Here is a 21,158-nt window from a genome sequence, read left to right as displayed (position 1 = left end):
GCAGAACAGCCCCACGACCACAACCCATATATTAGTAGGCGTGTTAACAAATAACGTACCCCTGCCCGCGCGAGGAGCCCTTCCCCGCAATCCGGGCCTGTTTTTAGGCGTGCCGCGGAATCGGACCATAATGGACGACGAGCTTCGAGAACGCGTCGAGCGAGAGGCGGAGAAACACGCTCTCCTCAACGCGGTCAAACACGACAGCGACGCCGATGTGGGCGCTATCATGGGCCCGCTGATGGGCGAGAACCCCGACTTCCGACAGCACGGCGGCGAGATTCCGGGACTCATCGGCCCCGTCGTCGCGAAGGTCAACCAACTCTCGGCCACCGAAAAACGCGAGCGACTGGAGGAACTCGCACCCGAGGAACTCGCGGAGATGGAAGCAGAGGAAGAAGAAGACGAGTCGCTCCTCCCTGACCTCCCGAACGCCGAGGAGTACGACGAGATTCGCATGCGCGCCGCACCGAACCCCAACGGTCCGTGGCACCTCGGCCACGCGCGCATGCCCGCCGTCATCGGGACGTACAAGGACATGTACGATGGGTCCTTCATCGTCCGCTTCGACGACACCGACCCGGAGACGAAGCGCCCCGACCTGAGCGCCTACGACGCCATCCTCGAAGATATCGCGTTCCTCGGGTTCGAACCCGACGACGTGATTCGCGCCTCCGACCGGGTGGAGACCTACTACGACCACGCCCGCGAACTCATCGAGATGGGTGGCGCGTACACCTGTTCGTGCTCCGGTGAGGAGTTCTCGAACCTGAAGAACAACGCCAAGCCGTGTCCGCACCGCGACAAGGACGCCGAGACGACGCTCGAAGAGTTCGAAGCGATGGTCGCCGGCGAGTACTCCTCCGGCGAGATGGTCCTCCGCGTCAAGACCGACATCGAGCACAAGAACCCCGCGCTCCGCGACTGGGTCGCCTTCCGCATGATAGACACGCCCCACCCACGCGAGGAGGCCGCAGACTACCGCGCGTGGCCCATGCTCGACTTCCAGTCCGGCGTCGACGATTATCTCACGGGCGTCACGCACATCATCCGCGGCATCGACCTGCAGGACTCCGCGAAGCGCCAGCGGTTCGTCTACGACTACTTCGGGTGGGAGTACCCCGAGGTCATCCACTGGGGCCACGTGCAGGTCGACGAGTACGACGTGAAGATGTCCACGTCGAGCATCAAGGAACTCATCGACGCGGGCGAACTCGACGGCTGGGACGACCCGCGCGTGCCGACCATCAAGAGTCTCCGTCGTCGCGGCATCCGCGGACAGGCCATCGTGGACGCGATGGTCGCACTCGGTACTTCCACCTCGAACGTGGACCTCTCGATGTCGTCTGTCTACGCGAACAACCGTGACCTCGTCGACGACGAGACGGACCGCTACTTCCTCGTCCGCGATGGGAAGGAGTTCTCGGTCGAAGGCGGCCCCGACGTCGCCCACCCGCCACTCCACCCGAGTTTCGAAGAGCGCGGCACCCGCGACATCCCCGTCGGCGACAGCGTCCTCCTCGAATCCGGTGACGTCCCCGCCGAGGGCGAGCGCGTCTGGCTGAAAGGCTTCGGTGCGGTTCGCCGCGAGGGCGACTCGCTCGTCGCAACCGGCGACGACTTGGACGTGGTCCGCGAGGGCGACGTGGCCGTGATTCACTGGGCACCCGCCGACGGCGTCTCGGTGCGGATGCGCACGATGGACGACGACGTGATGGGCGTCGCAGAACCCGACTTCGCCGACGTCCCGGTGGACGAACTCGTCCAGTTCGAACGAGTCGGGTTCGTCCGCGTGGACGAACGCGGCGACGAGACGCTGGTCTACTTCGCACACAAGTAACGCCCGGGCACGGACGCTCCCGGGACGAACACTCGTTTTATCCCCGCCCGCGTAGGGCACGCCGTGACTCTCGTAGACCTGACGCGACGCGTCGAGTCCGGCATGCCGACGTATCCCGGCGACCCGCGGGTTTCCGTCGAACCACACGCCGAGTTCGCCGCGGACGGTTACCGTGTCTCTCGTCTCGAACTCGGGTCCCACACCGGGACGCACGTCGATGCCCCTGCACACACCGAACCGGACGGCGAGACGCTCGACGCCTTCTCTGTCGAAGACTTGCGCGTCACCGCTCGACTGGTCGATTGTCGCGACGTCGGGGCAAACGGCCTCGTCGGAGCGGACGCGCTTCCGTCTGGCCTCGATTCGGGCGTCGAGTGTCTCGTCTTCTGGACAGGGTGGGAAGACGAGTGGGGAACCGACCGGATGGCCGACCATCCGGCGCTGGCACCCGAGACGGGACGCGCGTGTGCAGAGCGCGACTTCGCAGTCGCTATCGACGCACTCAGTCCGGACCCGACTGGTGGCGACGAAGTACCCGTCCACCACGCGGTTCTCGGTGCGGGACGATTCATCGTCGAGAACCTCTGTGGATTGGCCGCGCTCCCGGCCGACAGGCCGTTCGAGTTGTTCGTGATGCCGTTGCGCGTCGACGCCGACGGCGCACCCGCCCGCGTCGTCGCGGAGGTGTGAGTCGCGGCGTTCGAGGAGTGTGACCAGCGTCCAGAACGCATAAGGCCCTGTTTGACCATTGTTAACATGGGTGTCGAGGATGAGATATCGAACGTCGCGATTCGTGACGCAAAACTGGTGGGTCCTGTTGTTCGTGGCGCTACTGGTGGTGGCGCTGTTAGTCGGTGCAGTCGGAGAAGTCGCATAAGATAGACCGAAACGCCGTGCCGGAGCGTGGTGGTGTGCCGGGTGGTGTCGCCGACAGACTGACTCTGTTCGGATGCCGCCCTTCGGCCACGCTCGCGTTCCACGAAGGACTATATACGAAGCAGCGGCCACGCGCTCTTAGAGCACGACGGCGACGACGAATCCCACGAGCATCGAGAGCGTGAGCAACACCTGTACGACGGAGGACGCGAGGACGCCGGCGGTGGTGTAGAGGGCGCGACGCCCGCTCTCTTCGGCGTCTTCGTGTTCGAGATACTCGATGACGAAGACGGTTCCCGCGACGCCGAGAAACATCCCGAGGGGGCCGAGGACGAACAGCAGGACGAACCCAACAACGCCGGCGAGAAGTGCCGTCCGTGTCGACGCGCCGCCGACGCGGGCGGCGATGAAACCGGCACCGTAGTCGGTGGCGATAGCCACGACGCCGATGGCGAGCAAGCCGAACAGGCCGAACAGACCGGGGTCCGAAAATCCCGACGACCACCAGTAGAGGAGCACGCCGATAACCGACAGTACCGCGCCGGGGAGGAACGGCAACACGCTCCCGACGACGCCGACGACGAGGAGGACGAGCGCGAGCCAGAAGAACAGGTCCATACCCCCCAATAGGACCGGAGGGTAATCACCCCACCGAGAAGGCGACACCCCCTGCCATTCGGGGCATGATTTATACCCTCATCGACGGAATGGTAACAAGAACCATGCCAATCGACCCATCCTTCGAAGAGAACAGAGAACGTGTCGACGATGGAAGCGGTGTCGCTGTCTGGGGGCCCACGGACCCACCGGAGAAACTCGGCATCCACGGAACCCACGTCGCCGTCGACTTCGACATCTGTCTCGCAGACGGTGCGTGTCTCGAAGACTGCCCAGTCGACGTGTTCACGTGGGTCGATTCGCCCGGCCACCCCGAGTCCGACATCAAGGCGGAACCGACACACGAAGACCAGTGTATCGACTGCATGCTCTGTGTCGACGTCTGTCCAGTCGACGCAATCGACGTCGACCCGGGCCGAGCAGGACGAATCTAGTCAGTCCTGAGACAGTTTCGTTCGCCCGGTTTGCCCTCTCCGAGAGCGACAGCCCTCGCTGACTTTCCAACGGGGTGGCACAAAAGATTATTATGAATATGAACTAGCACTAAGTAGAGAGTGTTCTCAATGTACACGGTGGTATTAACCAAAGGTGTCCCCGATTTTCGCGAGGGACAGGTATCGTTCGACGAAGACGGGCACCTCGAGAGGGGGAAGACGCCCACGGTGATGAATCCGAACGACAAGTTCGCACTGGAGGCAGCACTCCAGACACGGGTCCGTCACGGTGGCAACGTCAGCCTGATGAGTATGGGTCCGCCGGGATACAAGGAAGTCCTCCAGGAGGGGATGGAGACAGTCTACGCAGACGACCTCTATCTCGTCTCGGACCGGGAGATGGCGGCGGCGGACACGTGGGCGACGGCGATTACGCTCAGTTCGGCTATCGAGAATCTCGACCAGATGCCGGACCTCGTCATTGCTGGCTTCAAGACGGCCGACGGTGAGACGGGCCACACCGGGCCGCAGGCGAACTGGTGTCTCGACATGCCACTCGTCACCCACGTCATCTCGCTCGACATCGACGAGGAAGAACGAACGCTGCGGGCGAAGCGACTAGTCGAAGGCGACATCGAGGAGATAGAGACGGTCGAAGTCTCGCTTCCGGCGTTCGTCGTCACCGACCCCGAGTTCGAACCCGCCTACCGGACGGCAGGGGAGCGACTCACACTGAAGGACCTCCAGGCGGAGACACAGGAGCGTGCTCCCGACTACGAAGAGCACCTGACGGTGTGGGACCACGCCGACATCAACGTGGACCCGGATTACATCGGCCTCGATGGTTCTCCGACTATCGTCTCGTCTGTCGACCCGATTCCCAAAGCACCCGCAGAGCGTGAAGCGACGATGGTCGACCCGAACGACGTCGATGGGATGACCGAGGTACTGGAGGCGATGCAGTCGTCCGTGGGTGGGGGCGGAGACGCCGCGGAGGTGACTGGCGATGACTGAGTTCGACCCCGGCGAGTACGAGATTTCCGAACTCGGCCCGGCGCTCAAAGATATCGAAGACGTCGGCGAGTTAGAGGAGATTCTACAGAAGGAACATCGCGGGGAGAACCGTGCGCCCGTCATCGCGCTCATCGAGAGTCGTATCGAGAAGTTCACCGAGGACGAGGAAGAACCGGCCGACGCAGGCAGTCTGGACCTCGCGTCGATGAGTACGGCCGACGTGGGGAACGCCCTCCAGAGTATCGAGGAAATCGACGAACTCGAAGCGCTCCTCGAACGTGAGGAGGCGGGCGAAGACAGAGGCGCGGTCAAGCGCCTCATCGAGAACCGAATCGACTCGGTTCAGGGGAGCGACGAGGAAGATACGGTCGTCGAAGTAGACGAGCGAACTCCCGAAGAACGACACCCTGACCTCGACCACCCGACGCGCGACAAACGCCACGTTCGCTCCCTCCACGGCGGCGTCTACGAGGACATGTGGGTCTACTGCGAGACGCAGGCCGGCGAACTCATCGACGTCTCGAAGGAGATGCTCGGCAAGGCCCGCGAACTGATGGACCAGTACAACGAGGATTACGACACCGACGAACGCGTCGTCGCCGTCCTCATTGGCTCGGACGTGTCGAAACACGTCGACGACGTTATCGCGTACGGTGCGGACGTGGTCGCCGTCCACGAAGACGACAGACTCGAACGCTTCCAGCACAAACCGTACACGGAGATATTCTGCGATATGGCTCGCGCCGGCGCGAGTCACAAGGGTGGCACGGTGACCGGTGGCCGCGACGAGGAGTGGCGCGACTACGACAAACCTCGCTACACGCTCTTCCCGGCTACGAACAACGGCCGTGACCTCTCTGCGCTGGTGCAAGCCGAACTCGACTCTGGACTCGCCAGCGACTGTTCGGGTCTCTACATCGAGAACTCTATCATCTCGAACCCAGTCAAGACCGGCGTCGCCGGCGAGAAAAAGGAGTTCGAGCGCGTGCTTCACATGAAGCGCCCGGACTTCTCCGGGTTCGAGTACTCGACGATTCTCTGTATCGACAACCCGACGCGGGAGTTCCATCCGCAGGGTGGGTCCGTCATCCCGGGAAGTTTCGACATCCCCGAGAGTGACCCCGAACGCGAGGGACTCGTCGTCGAACACGACGAACCGCTGGAGGACGACTGGTTCCGCGTGAACGTGACCGACCACGACCAGTTGGACGAAGGTATCGACCTGACCGGTCACGAGGTCATCGTCGCGTTCGGCAGAGGTATCGGTGACGACCCGACGAAAGGCGTCGAACTCGTGTTAGAACTCGCAAACCAGTTCGAAGACGCCGCAGTCGGCGTCACCCGTGGCATCGTCACCGGGTCGTTCCAGTTCGACGGCCACGTCGAACAGTACACCCACGAAGACAGACAACTCGGAGAGACGGGACAGGTCGTCGCGCCCAAACTGTACATCGCGGCGGGCATCTCCGGCGCGATTCAGCACAAAGTCGGTGTCGACGAGTCGGACACGATTATCGCCATCAACAGCGACCCCGACGCGCGCATCCGCGACTTCTCGGACTACTTCATCGAAGGCGACCTGTTCGAGGTGCTGCCGCGACTGACGCGGGCACTGAAAGAAGGGCGGTTCGAAGAAGCACTGGCCAGCGATGGCGGAGTGAAGAACGAAGGAGACACACAATGAGCGACTACGAACATTACGAAGCGCTCGTCGTCGGGGCAGGCCCCGGCGGCGCGGCGGCAGCAGCGACGTTCGCCAACTACGGAATCGAGACGCTCGTCCTCGAACGCGGTGTCGAAGCCGGGTCGAAGAACGTCTCCGGCGGACTCATCTACGCGGAGGAATCCGCGCCCTACACTATCGACGACCTGTTCCCCGGGTTCCGCGAGGAGGCGTCGGAACGCCCGATTACGGACTACCAGATTCACAACCTCGCCGGCGACAAGGTGGAGTCGTTCGACCTGACGAAACTCCACGAGAGCGACACGGAGTGGTCCGACTCCGTCCTCCGGCGGAAGATGGACTCGTGGCTCGAAGACCGAGTCCACGAGCGAACACGCGAGACGGGCGGCGGCCTCTTGACTGGTGTCCACGTCAACGGCCTGCTCCGCGAGGAAGGGAAAATCGTCGGCGTCACGATGGACGAACTCGACCCGATTACGGCCGACGTCATCGTCGCCGCCGACGGGGTGAACTCGGAACTCGCCCGCGACGCGGGCCTGATGGACTGGGACGAACCCGAAGAGTGGTTCCAGGGCGTCAAAGCCGTCGTCGACATGCCGAGCGACGTCATCGCCGACCGGTTCGATATCGGCGAAGACGAAGGGGTCGCACACCTGTTCTCGGGTGACCTGTTCCAGGGCGTCCGCGGCGGTGGCTTCCTCTACACGAATCAGGATACGCTGTCGTTGGGAACCGTCTTCCACCTCGACAGTCTCGTGGCAGAAGAGGCGGAACCGCACGAACTCCTCGACGCGATGTTGACCCACCCGCTACTCGGCCAGTGGTTGGGTGACGACTACACGGAACTGGAGTACAGCGCCAAACTCGTCCCCGACTCGAAGAAGGTAGCACTGCGCGAACCCCACTTCGGCCGCCTCATGGTCGTCGGTGACGCCGCCGGCCAGATGCAGGCCCAGGGGCCCATCATCAAGGGGATGAACCACGCCGTCTCGGCGGGCGCACTCGCCGCCGAATCGTACGCACAGGCGAAAGCGCGTAGCGAACCCGAGAAGGCGGGGATGCGCTACGCCAAGAAACTCCGGTCCGAAGGTGTGATGCAGAAACTCCGGCCACGGGGCTACGAGATGATGCGCGGCGTCACCGAAGACGACAGCGTGGCCGGACTGGTGGATTCGGTTCTCAAATCGCCTGTCGGCCGGTTCGGTATCCGGGCTATGTCGGGGCAACTCGAACGCCTCTACAACGCCCCGTCGCTCTCGGCGATGATTCCAGACACGCGGACGCCCTACGTCACGCTCCCGACGGTCATCGCGGAGGAACTCGGGTCGCCGATTCGTGAGACGAGTTCGGTGAAACCGCCGAGTCTCGAAGAGCGCATCGGTGACCTGACCTACGACACCGACATCGGCAACCCGCACATCAAAGTCCTCGACAACTCGTGGGAGGCGAGTGGTGCCGCCGTGGCGGCCTGTCCCGTCTCGGCAGTCGACTTCGGCGGCGGGTGTTACCGCGAAGAGGTCGTGCGGACCAACGGGTCGGAAGAACGCGTCGTCAGTCTCGACACCCAACCGTGTGTCGAGTGCGGGACGTGTGCCGTCGTCGCCGACACCGACTGGGAACACCCACGCGGCGACAAAGGTGTCGAGTTCAAGTGGGGGTGAGTCGGTGCCCGGGGACACAGCACAGAGAGCGCGGTCTGATGGTGGCGACCTGACCGACAGGGACCGTGACCCGGAACACGTTCAGTTCGGTGAACGGGTTCGCTCGCTCGCCGCCGAGGCACGCTCGGCCCGCGAGCAGTTCGACCCACCGGCGACGGCGAACGCCGACGAGCGAGCGCTGAAGTGTGCCCGCGACGGCGTGGGCCCGGTCGTCTCGCTCTACGTCGAGGCACGCACCGGCGGCCGGATGGTCGAGTTCACGAGCGAGGAGTTTCGCCTCCTCCAGCGAGCGCTCAACGACTGGTTGGCGATGTACGCGCGGTGTTACGGCGTCGACCTCGACGCCGACTTCACCATCAGGGAGGCGGCAGAGATGCTGTTGCGGACGCACAACGTCCTCGACACGGCGCAACTCTTGACCTGCGTCCCCGAACGGTACTGAGGCGTCCTCGGGGACGCGACTCGGCCGTGTCGTCCGCCTGATGGTCGGCCGATTCTGTCACTACGTCGTCAATCACGAACAACAATTATTAACCATGCCTGTGAGTGTGTACCATGGAAGTTACTGACAGTCTCAACTTCGGACACAAGGACCGCAAGGATATCTACGAATACATCGAGAGTCACGGCACTGTCAGGGAGGACGAGGTACGGCGGGCGCTCAACTTCGAACCGGCGGCGCTCGGTGCGCATCTGACCATCCTGCGACGAGACGGCTACATCCGAAAGGTCGGTAAACACGTCGAAGTCGCCTACGCGCCGGAGGCGGAGGAAACGGTCGAACTCGGCGACCTGACCGTGACGATTCGGGTGGCACAGGACGTCGACCTGGAGAGTCTCGTCGACGCCATCCACGAAGTCGCCGACGAGGGGCGATACATCGAAGCGGAGACAGTCGCAGACGTCCTCGACCACGAAGAAGTCGTCCTCCGGCACAACGAGGTGAGTTCTCGGATGGTGTTCGTCGCCACCGTCGACGAGAAACTCGCGGGGTGGGTCCACCTCGACTTACCCGAGGCCGAGAAGCTGAGTCACACGGCCGTCCTGACAGTCGGCACTCGTCCGGAGTACCGGGGCCACGGCATCGGCAGTCGATTGCTGGAAAAGGGCGTCGACTGGGCGGGTGAACACGGGTTCGAGAAACTCTACAACAGTGTGCCGGCGACCAACGAGGGCGCTATCGAGTTCCTCGAAGGCCACGGGTGGGAGACTGAAGCGGTCCGCGAGGACCACTACAAGATAGACGGCGACTACGTCGACGAAGTGATGATGGCCGTCTCACTCCGGTAACCCCGCTACGACCAGTTCTTTTCTGCATCGTCCAGTGGTTCGGCGACGACGCCGTCCTGTTGGACGAGTGCTCTGGCGTGTGCCGTACAGACGTCTCTGTCGTCGTCCCACGGGATGTAGAGTCTGACCGCGGCGACGTTCTCGCAGTCGGGTTGGCTACACTCGGCCATACGTCTCCGTCGTCGCGGACGACTATCGGTGTACCGCCGGCGCGCGAGCGCGTGGGGGCTACGTGTAGCGCTCGCGTTCGGCGTCTGCCACCGCGTTTCCGTACTCGTCGACGAGCGGTTCGTAGGCGTCGCCGAGGGCACGCATGCACTGCGCCGTCGAGTGGAAGCCGAGTTCGTCGGCCACAGACGACCACGGGCGCGTCTGTAACACCTTTCTGACGAGGAGGCGCTCCTCGCGGTCCGAAAGTGACGCGCGGTCAGGGTCGAGGAGGTGCGCGAGTCCGAGGCGACGGAACGCACCGGGTGCGGTCGTATAGAGGCCGGGGCCGTAGGACGCGCCGACGACGACGCGCCACTCGTAGTCCGTGAGCGCGGGTTCGAAGTCGGTTCCGGGGCCGCCTCCCCCTCGGGCGAGCGCACGGCGTCCGGCCTCCCCGACGGGGGCGAGTGCAGCACGGACCACGTCCGGGTCGATATCCGAGAGTGCGTCCCCGAGTACGTCGCCGATACGCTGGACGAACCACTCGGCGTGTCTGTCGTGGAGGCGTCTCCCCGTCGGCGACAGCGGTTGGAGCATGAGCGCGGAGTACTCGCCGCTGGTGTCGTTTCGAGTAGTCGAGAGGTGGACGGTGCTGTAGTCGTTCTCGCGCCAAAACGAGAGGAGTTCCGGCGTCGCACCGAATCCGACGCCGAGGTAATCTGCGTCGCCATCGAACTCGTCGCGAATCTCGGAGAGGAGATGCGACCCGAGGCCGGACGACCGGACGGCGTGGTGGGTGGCGATACGCATCACGCGATAGCCGACCGGAACCCCGGCCTCCTCGTCGCGGAGTTGGCTCGTGAACACGTCGGGCAGCATGTTGCCGCGAATGCGCCCGCCATCGTACATGTGGCGGCGCGTCTCGGCGTCGAGGTTCCCCTCGCGGGCCAGCAAGGCGACGGAGACGATTCGGCCATCGTAGGTGAGCGCTCGGAGCGTCAGGTTCGGCGCGTCGAGGAGGCGGGCCAAATCGTCGGGTTCGGTCCGGTAGTGAGCGAGGACGAGCAAGCCGAACGCCTCCCGAAGCAGGTGTTCGTCCGCGAGCAAGTCGTCGGGTGTGAGCGTCCGGTAGTCGACGTTCTGCGGTGTGGCGTCTGCAATCAACTGGGCGACAGGCTGGCGGGCGTCGAGCAACAGGGCTCTGAACGTCCACGATTCGACCGGGTCGCCGGCGGCGTATCGAATCGGGTCGTCGAGGCGAACGTCGGTCACGTCGTGGTCCGACTCGCCGAGTCGGTCACGGAATCTGACGGCGAACCCCCGGCCTGCGCCTTCGTATCCGCGGACGGTCGTACAGAACGCGACGGACGGCGCGTCGAGAAAGGAGGTGAGGAGGCGAACCGGGAGGGCGGCAGCCTCGTCGACGACGAGTGCGTCTGCGATAGACACCGCGGACCCCGCTTCGGTCGGAGGCACGTAGCGGACCTGTCCGCCTCGCGACGACCGGAGTGTGAACTCGTCGGCGCTCCCGGATTCGAGGCGGTCGAGCTTCGCGAGGAGTCGCTCGGCGCGGACGAACACCTCGGCGGCGTTGCGTCGGCCGGGTGCAGTCACTACCACGTCGCGCCCTTCGGCGGCGAGACTTCCAGCGGCGAGGCCGGCGGCGCTCGACTTCCCTCGGCCTCGGTCCGCCTCCACGACGACGGCGTTCCCCGGTTCTGCGAGTGCTTCGAGCGCACAGAGCGCGTCGGACTGGTCGGCCGTCAGGCAGTCCTCGTAGGCCTGCCGAGGGAATCGCCGGTCATCGGGGAGCGAGGGATGCGGCGCGTCGAACGAGATGCCCTGTCTGTACGCGCCGTCGCGTTCGACGGTTCCGGTGTCGACGTCGACGATTGCGACGCCGGGATGGTCACGGAGCGTCGAGACGAGTCGTTCACGGAAGCGACCCGTCACGTCGTCGGTGGTAAACGGCGGGACGGCGAGACGCTCGTCGAAGGCGTCGCGGCGCGTCACCCATTCGTCGAGTGGCGGCGTGAGAAGGACGAGCAGGCCGCCGCCGTCCACAGTGCCCGCGACACGGCCGAGCGTGTTCGCAGAGAAGTCGTCGTGGGCGTCGAGGACGACGACGGTCCGTGTGGTTCCGAGGAGTTGCGAGGCCTGTCGTGGTTCGACGCGGTGAAAGCGGAATCCTTCGCGAGTCGTGACGAACGTCACTTCGTCCTCCGGCACGTCGGCCCCGCGGACGACGTCGAAGGCGGCGTCGATACCTGCGTCGCGGCTACCGGCGAAGACGAGGAGGCGGCGCTGATTGGTGGCCATCGCCTCGTCGCGGCGGGCGGCCGAGAACGACGCGACGTCGAGTGTGTCGGCAGCGTCGACGGGGACGTCGTCGCCGGAACTGGTCATACCCTCCGTTTTTCGGCGAACGTACTCACGTTCTTCGGTCGATTCGTGGGGTGGAACACACCGCTCAGGTGATAATTCGTGTCGCCTCGAATGTGCCGAATCCCGGGGCGTGCGGACGCGTGGCACGCCGTCGAGATTTTGAAAGCGCTTTTATGGGGTCCGGAGCAAGGAATGGTTACAGCCTGTCCGGGGTTGATGAACCTCCTCGCCGTAGGGATTGTGCCCACCGGTCGTGACCGACCGACTGGTGACGCCGGCGAGGGAGTCGAGCCCGCTGGCAGGATTTAGGTGAACAACAATGGCAGTCTACGTAGATTTCGACGTACCGGCCGACCTCGCTGACAGCGCCGTCGAGGCGCTCGAGGTCGCCCGAGATACCGGCATCGTGAAGAAAGGAACCAACGAAACGACCAAGTCCATCGAGCGCGGCAACGCCCAGCTCGTCCTCATCGCGGAAGACGTCTCCCCCGAGGAGATCGTCATGCACCTCCCCGAACTTGCGGACGAGAAGGGTATTCCGTTTATCTTCGTCGAGACGCAGGACGATATCGGCCACGCCGCCGGTCTCGAAGTCGGCAGCGCCGCTGCCGCTATCGTCGACGCTGGCGAGGCGTCCGACGACGTCGAGGACATCGCGACTAAGGTCGAGGACCTTCGATAACCGACCATGAGCGCGGACGAACAAGCCAGCGACTCGACGCCCGCGGAAGTCATCGAAGTCGTTGGAAAGACTGGGATGCACGGCGAGGCCATGCAGGTCAAATGCCGCATCCGTGAGGGCTCCAACAAGGGCCGTATCATCACGCGAAACGTGCTGGGTCCCGTCCGTGAGGGCGACATCCTGCAGCTCCGCGAGACCCAGCGTGACGCTGACTCCATCGGAGGACAATAACCATGGTCGAAAAGCGAACGTGTGACTACAGTGGTGAAGAGATCGAGCCCGGAACGGGCACGATGTACGTGAAGGTCGACGGGACCATCCTCCACTTCAAGAACTCGAAGGCCGAGAAGAACTACTTCCTCGGTCGCGAAGCACGTGACCTCGAGTGGACGGAAGCCGGTCGACGTGCACGCGGTCGTTCGGAGGACGACAACTAGATGTCCGACACCGAGCGCACCTTCGTGATGGTCAAGCCGGACGGCGTCCAGCGTGGTCTCATCGGAGACATCGTCTCCCGATTCGAAGACCGCGGTCTGAAGATGGTCGGCGGCAAGTTCATGCAGATTTCCGAAGAACTCGCCCACGAGCACTACGGTGAGCACGAGGGCAAGCCCTTCTTCGAGGGTCTCGTCGACTTCATCACGTCCGGCCCCGTCTTCGCGATGGTCTGGGAAGGACAGGACGCGACGCGACAGGTCCGCCGCATGATGGGCGAGACCGACCCCGCAGAGTCCGCCCCCGGTACCATCCGCGGTGACTTCGGTCTCGACCTCGGTCGGAACGTCATCCACGGCTCCGACCACGAGGACGAGGGCGCTAACGAGCGCGAAATCGCCCTGTTCTTCGACGACGAAGAACTGGTCGACTACGAGCGCATCGACGAAACCTGGCTCTACGAGTAAGGCTTCGTCGCCGATTTTCCACTTTCTCGCCCGAGAGGAGCGACGGCCATCCTAGCCACCGTCCTCTCGTCCGCGCTCTCTCCGAGACGACCACTCGGTCGGCGTCTCGGGGTGGGGCGTGGTACCACTGACCGTCGTTTTCGACTGAATACCCAAATCGTCTACAGTCCGTGACCGTCAGGGTTAGTGCAAATAACCGATTTGTCCGCAGCGAGCGAATCACGTGGCATGGTGGAACTGGAACTCGTCCTCATCGCGCTGCTGTTAGTGTTCACCATCGGTGCGATGGCGATGCTCGGGGCGACAGCAGTCGCCGCGTGGGTGACGGCACGACTTGCGGCGAACGCCCTGACGCTGGTCCGACCGGTCGTCGTCGGACCGACCGACATCCGCGACGTCGAACTCCGCGTCGCCGGACTTCGCGCACTCGACCACGTCGACGCAGGCGTCGTCACCGCCGTCTCCCCCGAGCGACGGCGTGGGAAACGCGGCCTCTCGCGCCTCTCGCTTTCCGACGGCGTCCGATTCGACCTCGCACTGGCGACGCCAGACGACCGGCGGGCGTGGCTCTGGGTTCCTGTTCCGGCGCAGTTGACCGGCGAGTCGCGGTTCGAACGCGTCGCCGCGGCCTGTGGGGTCTTCCCCGACGAGATTTCGGATGCCGTCGGCGCAGAGCTTCCGCTCGTCCGGGGAACAGACGGAACGTGGCGAGTCGCCGAGAGTGAACTCCCCGGCCACCAGTACGACGTTACTGGCCGAATCTACGACCCCGACTGGGCCTGACGGCTCACCTACGCCGCCCCGAACCGAGAGCGAACTCGGTGTGAGAGCATCTTGAGGGCGACTCGTGGGCCCGGCGGCATCAGTCCGAGTTGTCGGGTGAGTCCCAACAGATTCACGAGATTCCACTGTTCGGCGATGTTCCCATCTTCGATGCGGAAGGCGAAGAACGCGCTCGTCTCGAAGGACTTCCCGGTCGGAACCAAATTCCCCCACGCACGTTCCGGCGTCCCACTGACCTGCAGTCGCAGCATGACCCGGTCGTCCTGCCCAACGGTGTCTTCTATCGAGAGGTGCCAGTCCGGCACCGCCTTCCGGAACCCGAGTATCTGTCTCACGAGTTCGTCGCGCCCCATTCGTACCTCGCCGACGCCCAACTGATGGGTGACGACGTCGTCGTGAAGTATCTCTTCTGCCACTGTCGCGTCCCCCTCGTTGACGAACTCCTCGATGTACCGACGGCACAGTTCGACGTTCTCGGCCTCCGGTGAGAGCGATTCGGATGCCATACTGTTCGATAGGCCGTGTTCAGTGTTAACTATTGACGCATTCGAACTCGGTCGTGAGAGTCAGTGAGACGAGGAAGAGAGAATTCTCTGGGCAGACGGTAACCGGTAAAATTCGTGTCGGGGCGACGGTTGCTCGCGACTACGCTTCGCCCCCACCACTGCGGTACTCTTCGACGACAGTCTCCCACGAGACGCTTCCCTCGTCGACGATGTTTTCGGGAGTCAGTGCGTCCGTATCGAAGACTGCTGCCGAACTCGGGAGGTTCGGGTCGAGTCCTTGGAGGAACAACGGGAAGACGTTCATCTCTTCTGGTGGTCTACCGGTCTCCTCGATGGAGAGTTCGGGAACGTCACCATCGGTCACGACGACGCGCGACACCATCCCGAATATCTGGTGTGGCGGACAGTAGAAGTCGTACACACCGGGTGTTTCGAACTTGTACAGCCAGTACCCACCAACGGGCACGAGTGGTGCCGAAATCGGTCCGACCCCCTCCGGGACACGGTTCTGCCGGCCGTGTCGCTCGTGGTACGCCGCCACACCGTGGTCTGGCGTCTCCGCGCTGTAAAGGACCACGTCACCCGGTTCGACACTGATGCCAGTCGGTTCGTAGTGGAACGCCGTCGTTTCAGCGAGGAGTTCCGCGATTTCCAGGATGGTCAGCGTCAGCGTTTGCTCTCCGTCTGTCTGCTCTCCGTTTGTTTGCTCTCCGTCTGTTTGCTCTCCGTTTGTTTGCTCTCCGTCTGTTTGCTCTCCGTCTGTTTGCTCTCCGTCTGTCTGCTCTCCGTCTGAGGGTTCCGCTGTCCCCTCCCCGGCCGGTAGTGTCACTGTCACTTCGGAATCAGGGTTCGACAGTTCCTCGGGTTCGACGACGCCATCCGCGACGGCGGCGTTGATTTCGTCGACTTCCGCTTGGGTTAGGATACCCGGTGCGAAGAAGGCGAACAGTTCCTCCGGGAGGTCGATGTGCAGTTCGACTTCGTGTGAGGGGCGGACCGATTCGTCGAACGCTTCGAAACACTCCTCACTCGAATCTCCTGCACAGGGATTCAGTTCGGCCGATGCGTACCCGAATATCGGGTCTAGGTCCTCTGCTTGCGGCCCATCGTCACTAGTTCCGTCGTCCTGCGGTGACTCCCCGTCGTCTCCATATCCATCTCCATCTTCGTCTTCGTCACTTTGTGCGACGGTAGTTCCCACGCCCATGCCGAGAAGTGCGGCCGATGCCCCTGCCGCACGCAGTAGATTCCGTCTGGCTATCGGGAACCACTGCTGCTCGTCGCTCGCTTCGCCCGCCGCTGGTGTGATTGTCACATTCTACCACCACTAGAAATGACAACGCATTCAAACATAAACTCGCGTAAAGTTCTATTCAGTTGACTATCCCGGAGCGTTGAAAAGCGGGAACACGTGGTGTTACCGAACGAGAGAACAGACACGAACCGAACGCGTTCGAGGCAAAAAAGAGCGACCAGCGTTAGGAGACGATTGCTCAGTCCGCCGACTGGACCGGTGCTTCGAGGTCGATTTCGCCGGCGTCGAGTTCCGATTCGACTTCACGGGCGGCTTTGACCATGTTCTCCATCTTCTGGTAGGCCACCTCGCGCGGGAGGAGTTTCACACCACAGTCGGGCGAGATGGTGAGTTTCTCCGGGGGAACGACCTTCAGACCCTGTTTGATGTTCTCTTTAATCTCCTCGACCGACTCGACTTCCGCGTCGTGGACGTCGACGACGCCGAGGGCCAGGTCGGGTTCGAACTCGGGGTCGGTGAAGACGTCTATCTGTTCGTAGCCACCGTTGCAGAGTTCCACGTCGAACTCGTCGATGGGGTAGTCGTTGAGTTCGGGATAGATGCGGGAGTAGTCACCGTAACAGACGTGCAGGCCGATGCGAACGTCGTCCGGGACGCCCGAGACGATGCGTTCGAGACACTCGCCGACGATAGCGTGGTCGTCGGGCGTCGTCGCCAGTGCGGGTTCGTCGATTTGGATGTACGTCGCACCTGCGTCGACGAGTTGCTCGATTTCCTCGTTGACGAGGTCAGCGAGGGCGTAGGCGAGTTCTTCTTCGTTCTCGTAGTGTTCGTTGAACGACCAACTGGCGAGGGTGTACGGTCCCGTGATGGGCACTTTGACGGGCTTGGACGCCACGTCGCTAGTGAACTCGAACTCGTCGACCAGCCACGGTTCGTCGTATTCGACTTCGCCGACGACGGAGGGTTTGTCGAAGTAGTTGTGGCCCCACACCTTCACCGGGCCGTTGAACTCGTATCCGGGGATGCGGTGGGCGAAGTACTCGACCATCTCTTCGCGGCGCATCTCGCCGTCGACGACGGTGTCGAGTCCCGACCGCTCGTGTTCGTTCGTGATGACGCGACAAGCGTCGTCGTGGGCCTCGTGGAGGTGTTCCTGTGTGAACTTGGAGTCCGAGTCCTCGGCCAGGTCGTTCGCGCGGTTGAGCCACTTCGGTTTCGGGTAGGACCCGACGACAGTCGTGAGCAGGAAATGCTCGTTGTCGTGGTTCTCGGGGCGGAACTGCTCGCGGTTCTCGGCGTCTCGACTCATGCTTCCACCTCCAGTTCCTCGTCGGTCACAGCGGCGAGTGCGTCGAGTTTCTCCGTCGCGCGGTTCTCCGGCAGGTAGAACAGTTCGGTGTTGGAGGTCACGTATGCGGTGTCGAACGTCTTGTTCTGGATGCGGTCGAGCGTCCACTCGACGCGCTCGCGGACCGTCTCGGGGTCTTCGACGAGCGTGTTCTGCCCGTCGACGAGGCCGAGTGCGACGTCGTCTTTCGTGCCGTACTCGTTGATGTTGTAGAACGTCTGGTCGCGGTCACCGGCGACGAAGTCGAAGCCGATGGCGTCGACGTCTGCGTCCATCAGGTGGGCGTAGACTTTCTCGTCGAGTGCGCCCCAGTAGGTGTGGACGACGACGTTGGCGTCGGTGGCATCCGAGACGGCGGAGATTGCTTCGGGAATCTGCGCGTCGATATCGTCGCCTGGCGGTGATTCGACGAGCGAGGGTTCCAGCAAGAACAGCGTCTCGTGGTCCGGGAAGGCGTCTGCCTCGCCGGCGAGGAATTCGGAGATGGCGTCGAGGAACTCCGCCTCGTCACCGTAGTATTCGTCGGTAGCGAGGTCCGCGAGCGAGTAGGGGCCGGGGAGGACGGCCTGCAGTGACTCGCCACCGAGAAGGTCGGCCGTCGCGTCGAGTTCGGCGGCGACGTCGCCGGAGAAGGTGAGTTCGCCGCGGACCTGCGGGTCGCGGTAGAAGTTGTTGTTGTCGTAGTACCGGACGATACCACCGGTCTCGACGTTCTCGTGGACCGTCAGCGGGTGCGCGAGCATGTCGTCCCACCGGAGTTGGCCTTCGACGATACGGTCGAGTCCCGCATCGACCTGTTCGGAGACGACTTCTCCGCGGGCGCGTTCGTACGCGCTCACGATGTCCGCACCTTCGTCGCCGGAGATAAGGTCGTGTTTCTGGTGCCCTTTGAGGTCGGAGAGCGTCTGCTTCGCCCAATCCGGGAGGGGATACAGTCCCGGTGTTGTGGAGACGAGTTCAGTCATCACTCGCCGCTAAGAAATGACGCGGTATAATATTTCCTGTATGGGCATATGCGCCTGAGTTATTTCAGCGCGAGGACGGAGAGCGTCTCGTACGGGTAGGACTCCTGGACGACGACGTCGTGGGCGAATCCGTTCGCGTCGGCGCGAGCGAGTACTTCGTCGTATCCGGTGAGACTGCTCACGAGGAGGAACACGACGCCCTCGGGTTTGAGCACACGCCCGACCGTATCGAGGAAGGGGTCGATGATTTCACGCCCTGTCTCGCCCCCGGTGAGTGCGACTTCCATCCAGTCGTCACGCGCCGCTTCGAGGTCCTCGGGGAGGTACGGCGGGTTGAACGCCACCGCGTCGAACGAGTCGTCCCGGAAGGGTTCGACGAGGTTTCCGCGGACGACGTCGAATCCGCGTTCTCCCTCGGCCCGCAGTTTGGCGGCGCGTTCTGCGGCCTGTTCGCACGCGTGGGGGTTCAGGTCGCTGGCGACGACGTCGGCGTCCGTCTTCTTGACGAGTTGCGACGCGACCCATCCCGACCCAGTGCCGACTTCGAGGACTCGACCGGAGACGCGCCCGATGGCCGCCTGTGCGAGGAGACCAGAGTCCTCTGCGGGTTGGTAGACGGAGGTGTTCATCCCCCGTCGCTCTGCGAGGTCAGTCAATTCGACCCTCCGGACGACCCGTTTTTCGACCCTGTAGACTGCGGCGTCGCCTGCGACTGGCCGTCCGTGAGCGGGACCGGCCCGGATTGCTCGCGCCCAGAGAGCGCACGCTGTGGGAACGGGATGCTGATGTCCTCGTCGGCGAACGCTTCGCGGACGGCACCGATGACCGCCGTCTGTGCCTTCCACTTCCGGCGGGCACTCGGGCGGTCAATCCACGGGCGCACCTCGAGGACGACGGCGGAGTCGTCGAACCGCTTGGCGACGACCTGTGGTTGCGGAACCGAGAGCACCTCGTCCAACTCCTCGACTGTCTCCTGTGCCACCGACGCGGCGTGGTCGAGGTCCGTCTCGTAGTCGACGCCGACTTCGATTTTGAGGCGGAGTCGCCCCTTTCTGCTCCGGTTGACGAGGCTCTCGGAACTCACCACGTCGTTCGGAATCATCACGTACTCCCCGTCGAACGTCTGGATGCGCGTGTTCACGACGGTGATGTCGGTGACGATACCCTCGTGGTCTCCGACTTCGACCCAGTCGCCGATTTCGAACGGCCGAGAGAACATCAGGACGAACCCGGCGATGAGTGCGCCGAGCGTCTGTCTGGCGGCCATCCCGACGACGATGCCGAGGAATCCGGCCCCGACGAGGAGTCCGCCGAGGTCAGCGTTCCAGACGCCGAGGACGAACGCCACGGCGACGAGATACGTCGACACCTGAGCGAGGCGATAGATAATCTCGCGCTGGTGGTCGGATATCTCCGGGCGAGTGCCCGCTATCTCCTTGATGAGTCGTCCGAGTACCGTCGTCACGACGTAGGCACCGAGCAGGAACACCACCGAGAGGCCGATGCGGACGAGCATCTGCGAGCCGATGTCGTACTGCTCTGAGAGCGTCGCGATGTCACCCGACGACGCCCACACCGAGACGAGGAACGTCCCACCGAGGACGACACCGACGAGGCGGAACAGCGTGACGCTGAGGTGCCACACGGCCGACGAGACGCCCTCGGCGGCCCTGTCGTGTAATCGCGCACCGAGTCGCCAACTGGCGACGATGGCCGCGAGGACGACGATGCTCGCGAGGATGCGGAGTTCGACTGACGGGAACAACGCGGCGAAGTCTATCGGTGCGTCTGTCTGGAGGAGGCCGGTTTGGACGCGGGCCGACTGAGAGAGGAGGGAGGTTGCGAATGCGGGGTGTATCATGGGGTTACAGGCCGACGTCTGCGGCGAGTTGCGCGAGTTCGGCGAACTCTGCAGGTTCCATCTTGCCAGCACGTCTGCGGAGGATGTCTTCGTCTGCCGCCTCGACGACTGCCTCGGGGTCGGAGAGCCCCGAGATGTGTGCCGTGTTGCGGATGCCGTTTCGGATGGTCTTGCGGCGCTGGGTGAACAGTGCCTTCACGAAGTCGAGGAAGAACTCCTCGTCGTCGACGTCGTAGTCCGGGTCACGCGGCGTGATACGGACGATGGCGCTCTGGACCGCCGGTTGCGGGTCGAACGCCTCTTTCGGGACGATTTCACAGACCTCCACGTCGCCGTAGTGCTGTGCGCTCACAGAGAGACGGCCGTACTCGGAGGTGCCCGCCTCGGCGGCCATTCGCTCGCCGAACTCCTTTTGGAACATGAGTACGAGCGGTTTGCCCTGCGGGAGCAGGCGGAACGATATCTCCGAGGAGATGCCGTACGGGAGGTTCGAGACGCAGGCGGTGAACTCGGGGAGGTCCACGTCGAGCGCGTCGCCCTCGACGACGGTGAGTCGCCCCGCGTCGACTTCGTCGGCGAACTCACGGCGCAGATGGGCGGCGAACGTCTCGTCCTGTTCGACGACGGTCACACGGTCGGCGACGGCGAGGAGTCGGTCGGTCAGGACGCCCGGGCCGCCACCGATTTCGAGGACGTGTGACGTGTCTGTCCCCTCGGGGAGATACGTCGGGATACGGTCGACGACTCGGTCGTCGACGAGGAAGTGCTGGTCTCGGTCCGGGTCGCCACGAACGCCTGCCCGGCGGATGAGTCCGTCCGGGTCGCGCGTGGCGGACGCACGAATCTGTTCGCTTCCGTCGCTCGTCATTGACAGTGATAACGAACGAATGCGGGTAAAAGT

At 63.6% G+C, this 21,158-nt stretch carries 23 protein-coding genes; 13 read left to right on the top strand and 10 right to left on the bottom strand.

The features are described from left to right. Positions 1-130: 130 nt before the first annotated feature. Together ACK3R5_RS09765 and ACK3R5_RS09760 are read left to right on the top strand one after the other, a co-directional pair. Entirely contained in the window at positions 131-1,840 is a 1,710-nt protein-coding gene (locus ACK3R5_RS09765; protein WP_411963868.1) for a glutamate--tRNA ligase, read from the top strand. Between the two features lie 63 nt (positions 1,841-1,903). After that, positions 1,904-2,530, top strand: a complete 627-nt coding sequence (locus ACK3R5_RS09760) for a cyclase family protein (RefSeq protein ID WP_411966821.1) — start codon at positions 1,904-1,906, stop codon at positions 2,528-2,530. A 324-nt stretch (positions 2,531-2,854) separates the two neighbouring features. On the opposite strand, the gene ACK3R5_RS09755 is transcribed toward ACK3R5_RS09760, so the two are convergent. Beyond that, complete coding sequence (locus tag ACK3R5_RS09755) at positions 2,855-3,334, bottom strand: DUF456 domain-containing protein (protein ID WP_411966820.1); 480 nt, start codon at positions 3,332-3,334, stop codon at positions 2,855-2,857. 104 nt (positions 3,335-3,438) lie between these two features. Here ACK3R5_RS09755 and ACK3R5_RS09750 point away from each other — a divergent pair, with 104 nt between their 5' ends. The 6 genes from ACK3R5_RS09750 (at position 3,439) to ACK3R5_RS09725 (ending at position 9,417) form a co-directional block, all read left to right on the top strand. Further along, positions 3,439-3,768: a ferredoxin family protein gene (locus ACK3R5_RS09750; RefSeq protein WP_411963865.1), complete on the top strand. Its 330-nt coding sequence runs from the start codon at positions 3,439-3,441 to the stop codon at positions 3,766-3,768. A 129-nt stretch (positions 3,769-3,897) separates the two neighbouring features. After that, the gene (locus tag ACK3R5_RS09745; protein ID WP_411963864.1) at positions 3,898-4,782 is read left to right on the top strand and encodes an electron transfer flavoprotein subunit beta/FixA family protein; all 885 of its coding nucleotides are present in this window, start codon (positions 3,898-3,900) and stop codon (positions 4,780-4,782) included. Then, entirely contained in the window at positions 4,775-6,466 is a 1,692-nt protein-coding gene (locus ACK3R5_RS09740) for an electron transfer flavoprotein subunit alpha/FixB family protein (protein WP_411963863.1), read from the top strand. The genes ACK3R5_RS09745 and ACK3R5_RS09740 overlap by 8 nt, the downstream gene beginning before the upstream one ends. Further along, positions 6,463-8,127: a flavoprotein gene (locus ACK3R5_RS09735; protein ID WP_411963862.1), complete on the top strand. Its 1,665-nt coding sequence runs from the start codon at positions 6,463-6,465 to the stop codon at positions 8,125-8,127. The genes ACK3R5_RS09740 and ACK3R5_RS09735 overlap by 4 nt, the downstream gene beginning before the upstream one ends. Positions 8,128-8,131: 4 nt before the next feature. Continuing rightward, complete coding sequence (locus tag ACK3R5_RS09730) at positions 8,132-8,569, top strand: hypothetical protein (protein ID WP_411966819.1); 438 nt, start codon at positions 8,132-8,134, stop codon at positions 8,567-8,569. A gap of 113 nt (positions 8,570-8,682) precedes the next feature. After that, on the top strand, positions 8,683-9,417 hold the full coding sequence (locus tag ACK3R5_RS09725) for an N-acetyltransferase family protein (protein WP_411966818.1): 735 nt from the start codon (positions 8,683-8,685) through the stop codon (positions 9,415-9,417). Between the two features lie 5 nt (positions 9,418-9,422). Here ACK3R5_RS09725 and ACK3R5_RS09720 read toward each other — a convergent pair whose 3' ends face one another. Continuing rightward, positions 9,423-9,587 carry a hypothetical protein gene (locus tag ACK3R5_RS09720; protein WP_411963859.1) on the bottom strand — a complete coding sequence of 55 codons (165 nt, stop codon included), beginning with the start codon at positions 9,585-9,587 and terminating at the stop codon, positions 9,423-9,425. Positions 9,588-9,645: 58 nt separating this feature from the next. Then, positions 9,646-11,973, bottom strand: coding sequence for a tRNA(Met) cytidine acetyltransferase TmcA (gene tmcA / locus ACK3R5_RS09715; RefSeq protein WP_411966817.1), 2,328 nt, complete (start codon positions 11,971-11,973; stop codon positions 9,646-9,648). 298 nt (positions 11,974-12,271) lie between these two features. On the opposite strand from tmcA, the gene rpl7ae reads away from it, so the two are divergent. The 5 genes from rpl7ae (at position 12,272) to ACK3R5_RS09690 (ending at position 14,319) form a co-directional block, all read left to right on the top strand. Next, a complete protein-coding gene (rpl7ae, locus tag ACK3R5_RS09710) occupies positions 12,272-12,634 on the top strand; it encodes a 50S ribosomal protein L7Ae (RefSeq protein WP_058572097.1) in 363 nt (120 codons plus the stop codon). A 6-nt stretch (positions 12,635-12,640) separates the two neighbouring features. Further along, positions 12,641-12,865 (top strand): 30S ribosomal protein S28e, encoded by a 225-nt coding sequence (locus ACK3R5_RS09705; RefSeq protein ID WP_004060228.1) that lies wholly within the window; start codon positions 12,641-12,643, stop codon positions 12,863-12,865. A 2-nt stretch (positions 12,866-12,867) separates the two neighbouring features. Beyond that, a complete protein-coding gene (locus tag ACK3R5_RS09700) occupies positions 12,868-13,071 on the top strand; it encodes a 50S ribosomal protein L24e (protein WP_151113588.1) in 204 nt (67 codons plus the stop codon). Further along, a complete protein-coding gene (ndk, locus tag ACK3R5_RS09695; protein WP_411966816.1) occupies positions 13,072-13,536 on the top strand; it encodes a nucleoside-diphosphate kinase in 465 nt (154 codons plus the stop codon). It begins immediately after the preceding gene. 228 nt (positions 13,537-13,764) lie between these two features. Beyond that, positions 13,765-14,319, top strand: a complete 555-nt coding sequence (locus ACK3R5_RS09690) for a hypothetical protein (RefSeq protein ID WP_411966815.1) — start codon at positions 13,765-13,767, stop codon at positions 14,317-14,319. Positions 14,320-14,327: 8 nt separating this feature from the next. Here ACK3R5_RS09690 and ACK3R5_RS09685 read toward each other — a convergent pair whose 3' ends face one another. The 7 genes from ACK3R5_RS09685 to ACK3R5_RS09655 form a co-directional block, all read right to left on the bottom strand. Continuing rightward, the gene (locus ACK3R5_RS09685) at positions 14,328-14,825 is read right to left on the bottom strand and encodes an ester cyclase (RefSeq protein ID WP_411966814.1); all 498 of its coding nucleotides are present in this window, start codon (positions 14,823-14,825) and stop codon (positions 14,328-14,330) included. 139 nt (positions 14,826-14,964) lie between these two features. Next, positions 14,965-16,140 (bottom strand): plastocyanin/azurin family copper-binding protein, encoded by a 1,176-nt coding sequence (locus ACK3R5_RS09680; RefSeq protein WP_411966813.1) that lies wholly within the window; start codon positions 16,138-16,140, stop codon positions 14,965-14,967. Positions 16,141-16,318: 178 nt separating this feature from the next. After that, positions 16,319-17,392 (bottom strand): methionine synthase, encoded by a 1,074-nt coding sequence (locus tag ACK3R5_RS09675; RefSeq protein ID WP_411966812.1) that lies wholly within the window; start codon positions 17,390-17,392, stop codon positions 16,319-16,321. Continuing rightward, positions 17,389-18,396, bottom strand: coding sequence for a 5-methyltetrahydropteroyltriglutamate--homocysteine methyltransferase (locus ACK3R5_RS09670; protein ID WP_411966811.1), 1,008 nt, complete (start codon positions 18,394-18,396; stop codon positions 17,389-17,391). The genes ACK3R5_RS09675 and ACK3R5_RS09670 overlap by 4 nt, the downstream gene beginning before the upstream one ends. Before the next feature lie 59 nt (positions 18,397-18,455). Further along, positions 18,456-19,052: a HemK2/MTQ2 family protein methyltransferase gene (locus ACK3R5_RS09665; RefSeq protein WP_411963851.1), complete on the bottom strand. Its 597-nt coding sequence runs from the start codon at positions 19,050-19,052 to the stop codon at positions 18,456-18,458. After that, positions 19,049-20,257, bottom strand: a complete 1,209-nt coding sequence (locus ACK3R5_RS09660) for a mechanosensitive ion channel family protein (RefSeq protein ID WP_411966810.1) — start codon at positions 20,255-20,257, stop codon at positions 19,049-19,051. The genes ACK3R5_RS09665 and ACK3R5_RS09660 overlap by 4 nt, the downstream gene beginning before the upstream one ends. 4 nt (positions 20,258-20,261) lie before the next feature. Then, complete coding sequence (locus ACK3R5_RS09655; protein WP_411966809.1) at positions 20,262-21,125, bottom strand: 16S ribosomal RNA methyltransferase A; 864 nt, start codon at positions 21,123-21,125, stop codon at positions 20,262-20,264. Between the last annotated feature and the right edge of the window lie 33 nt (positions 21,126-21,158).

It is taken from the genome of Haloferax sp. YSSS75, assembly GCF_046764215.1.
GTDB lineage: Archaea > Halobacteriota > Halobacteria > Halobacteriales > Haloferacaceae > Haloferax.
The sequence above is the reverse complement of the archived record's forward strand: the minus strand, read 5'-3'. Positions and strand labels throughout refer to the sequence as shown.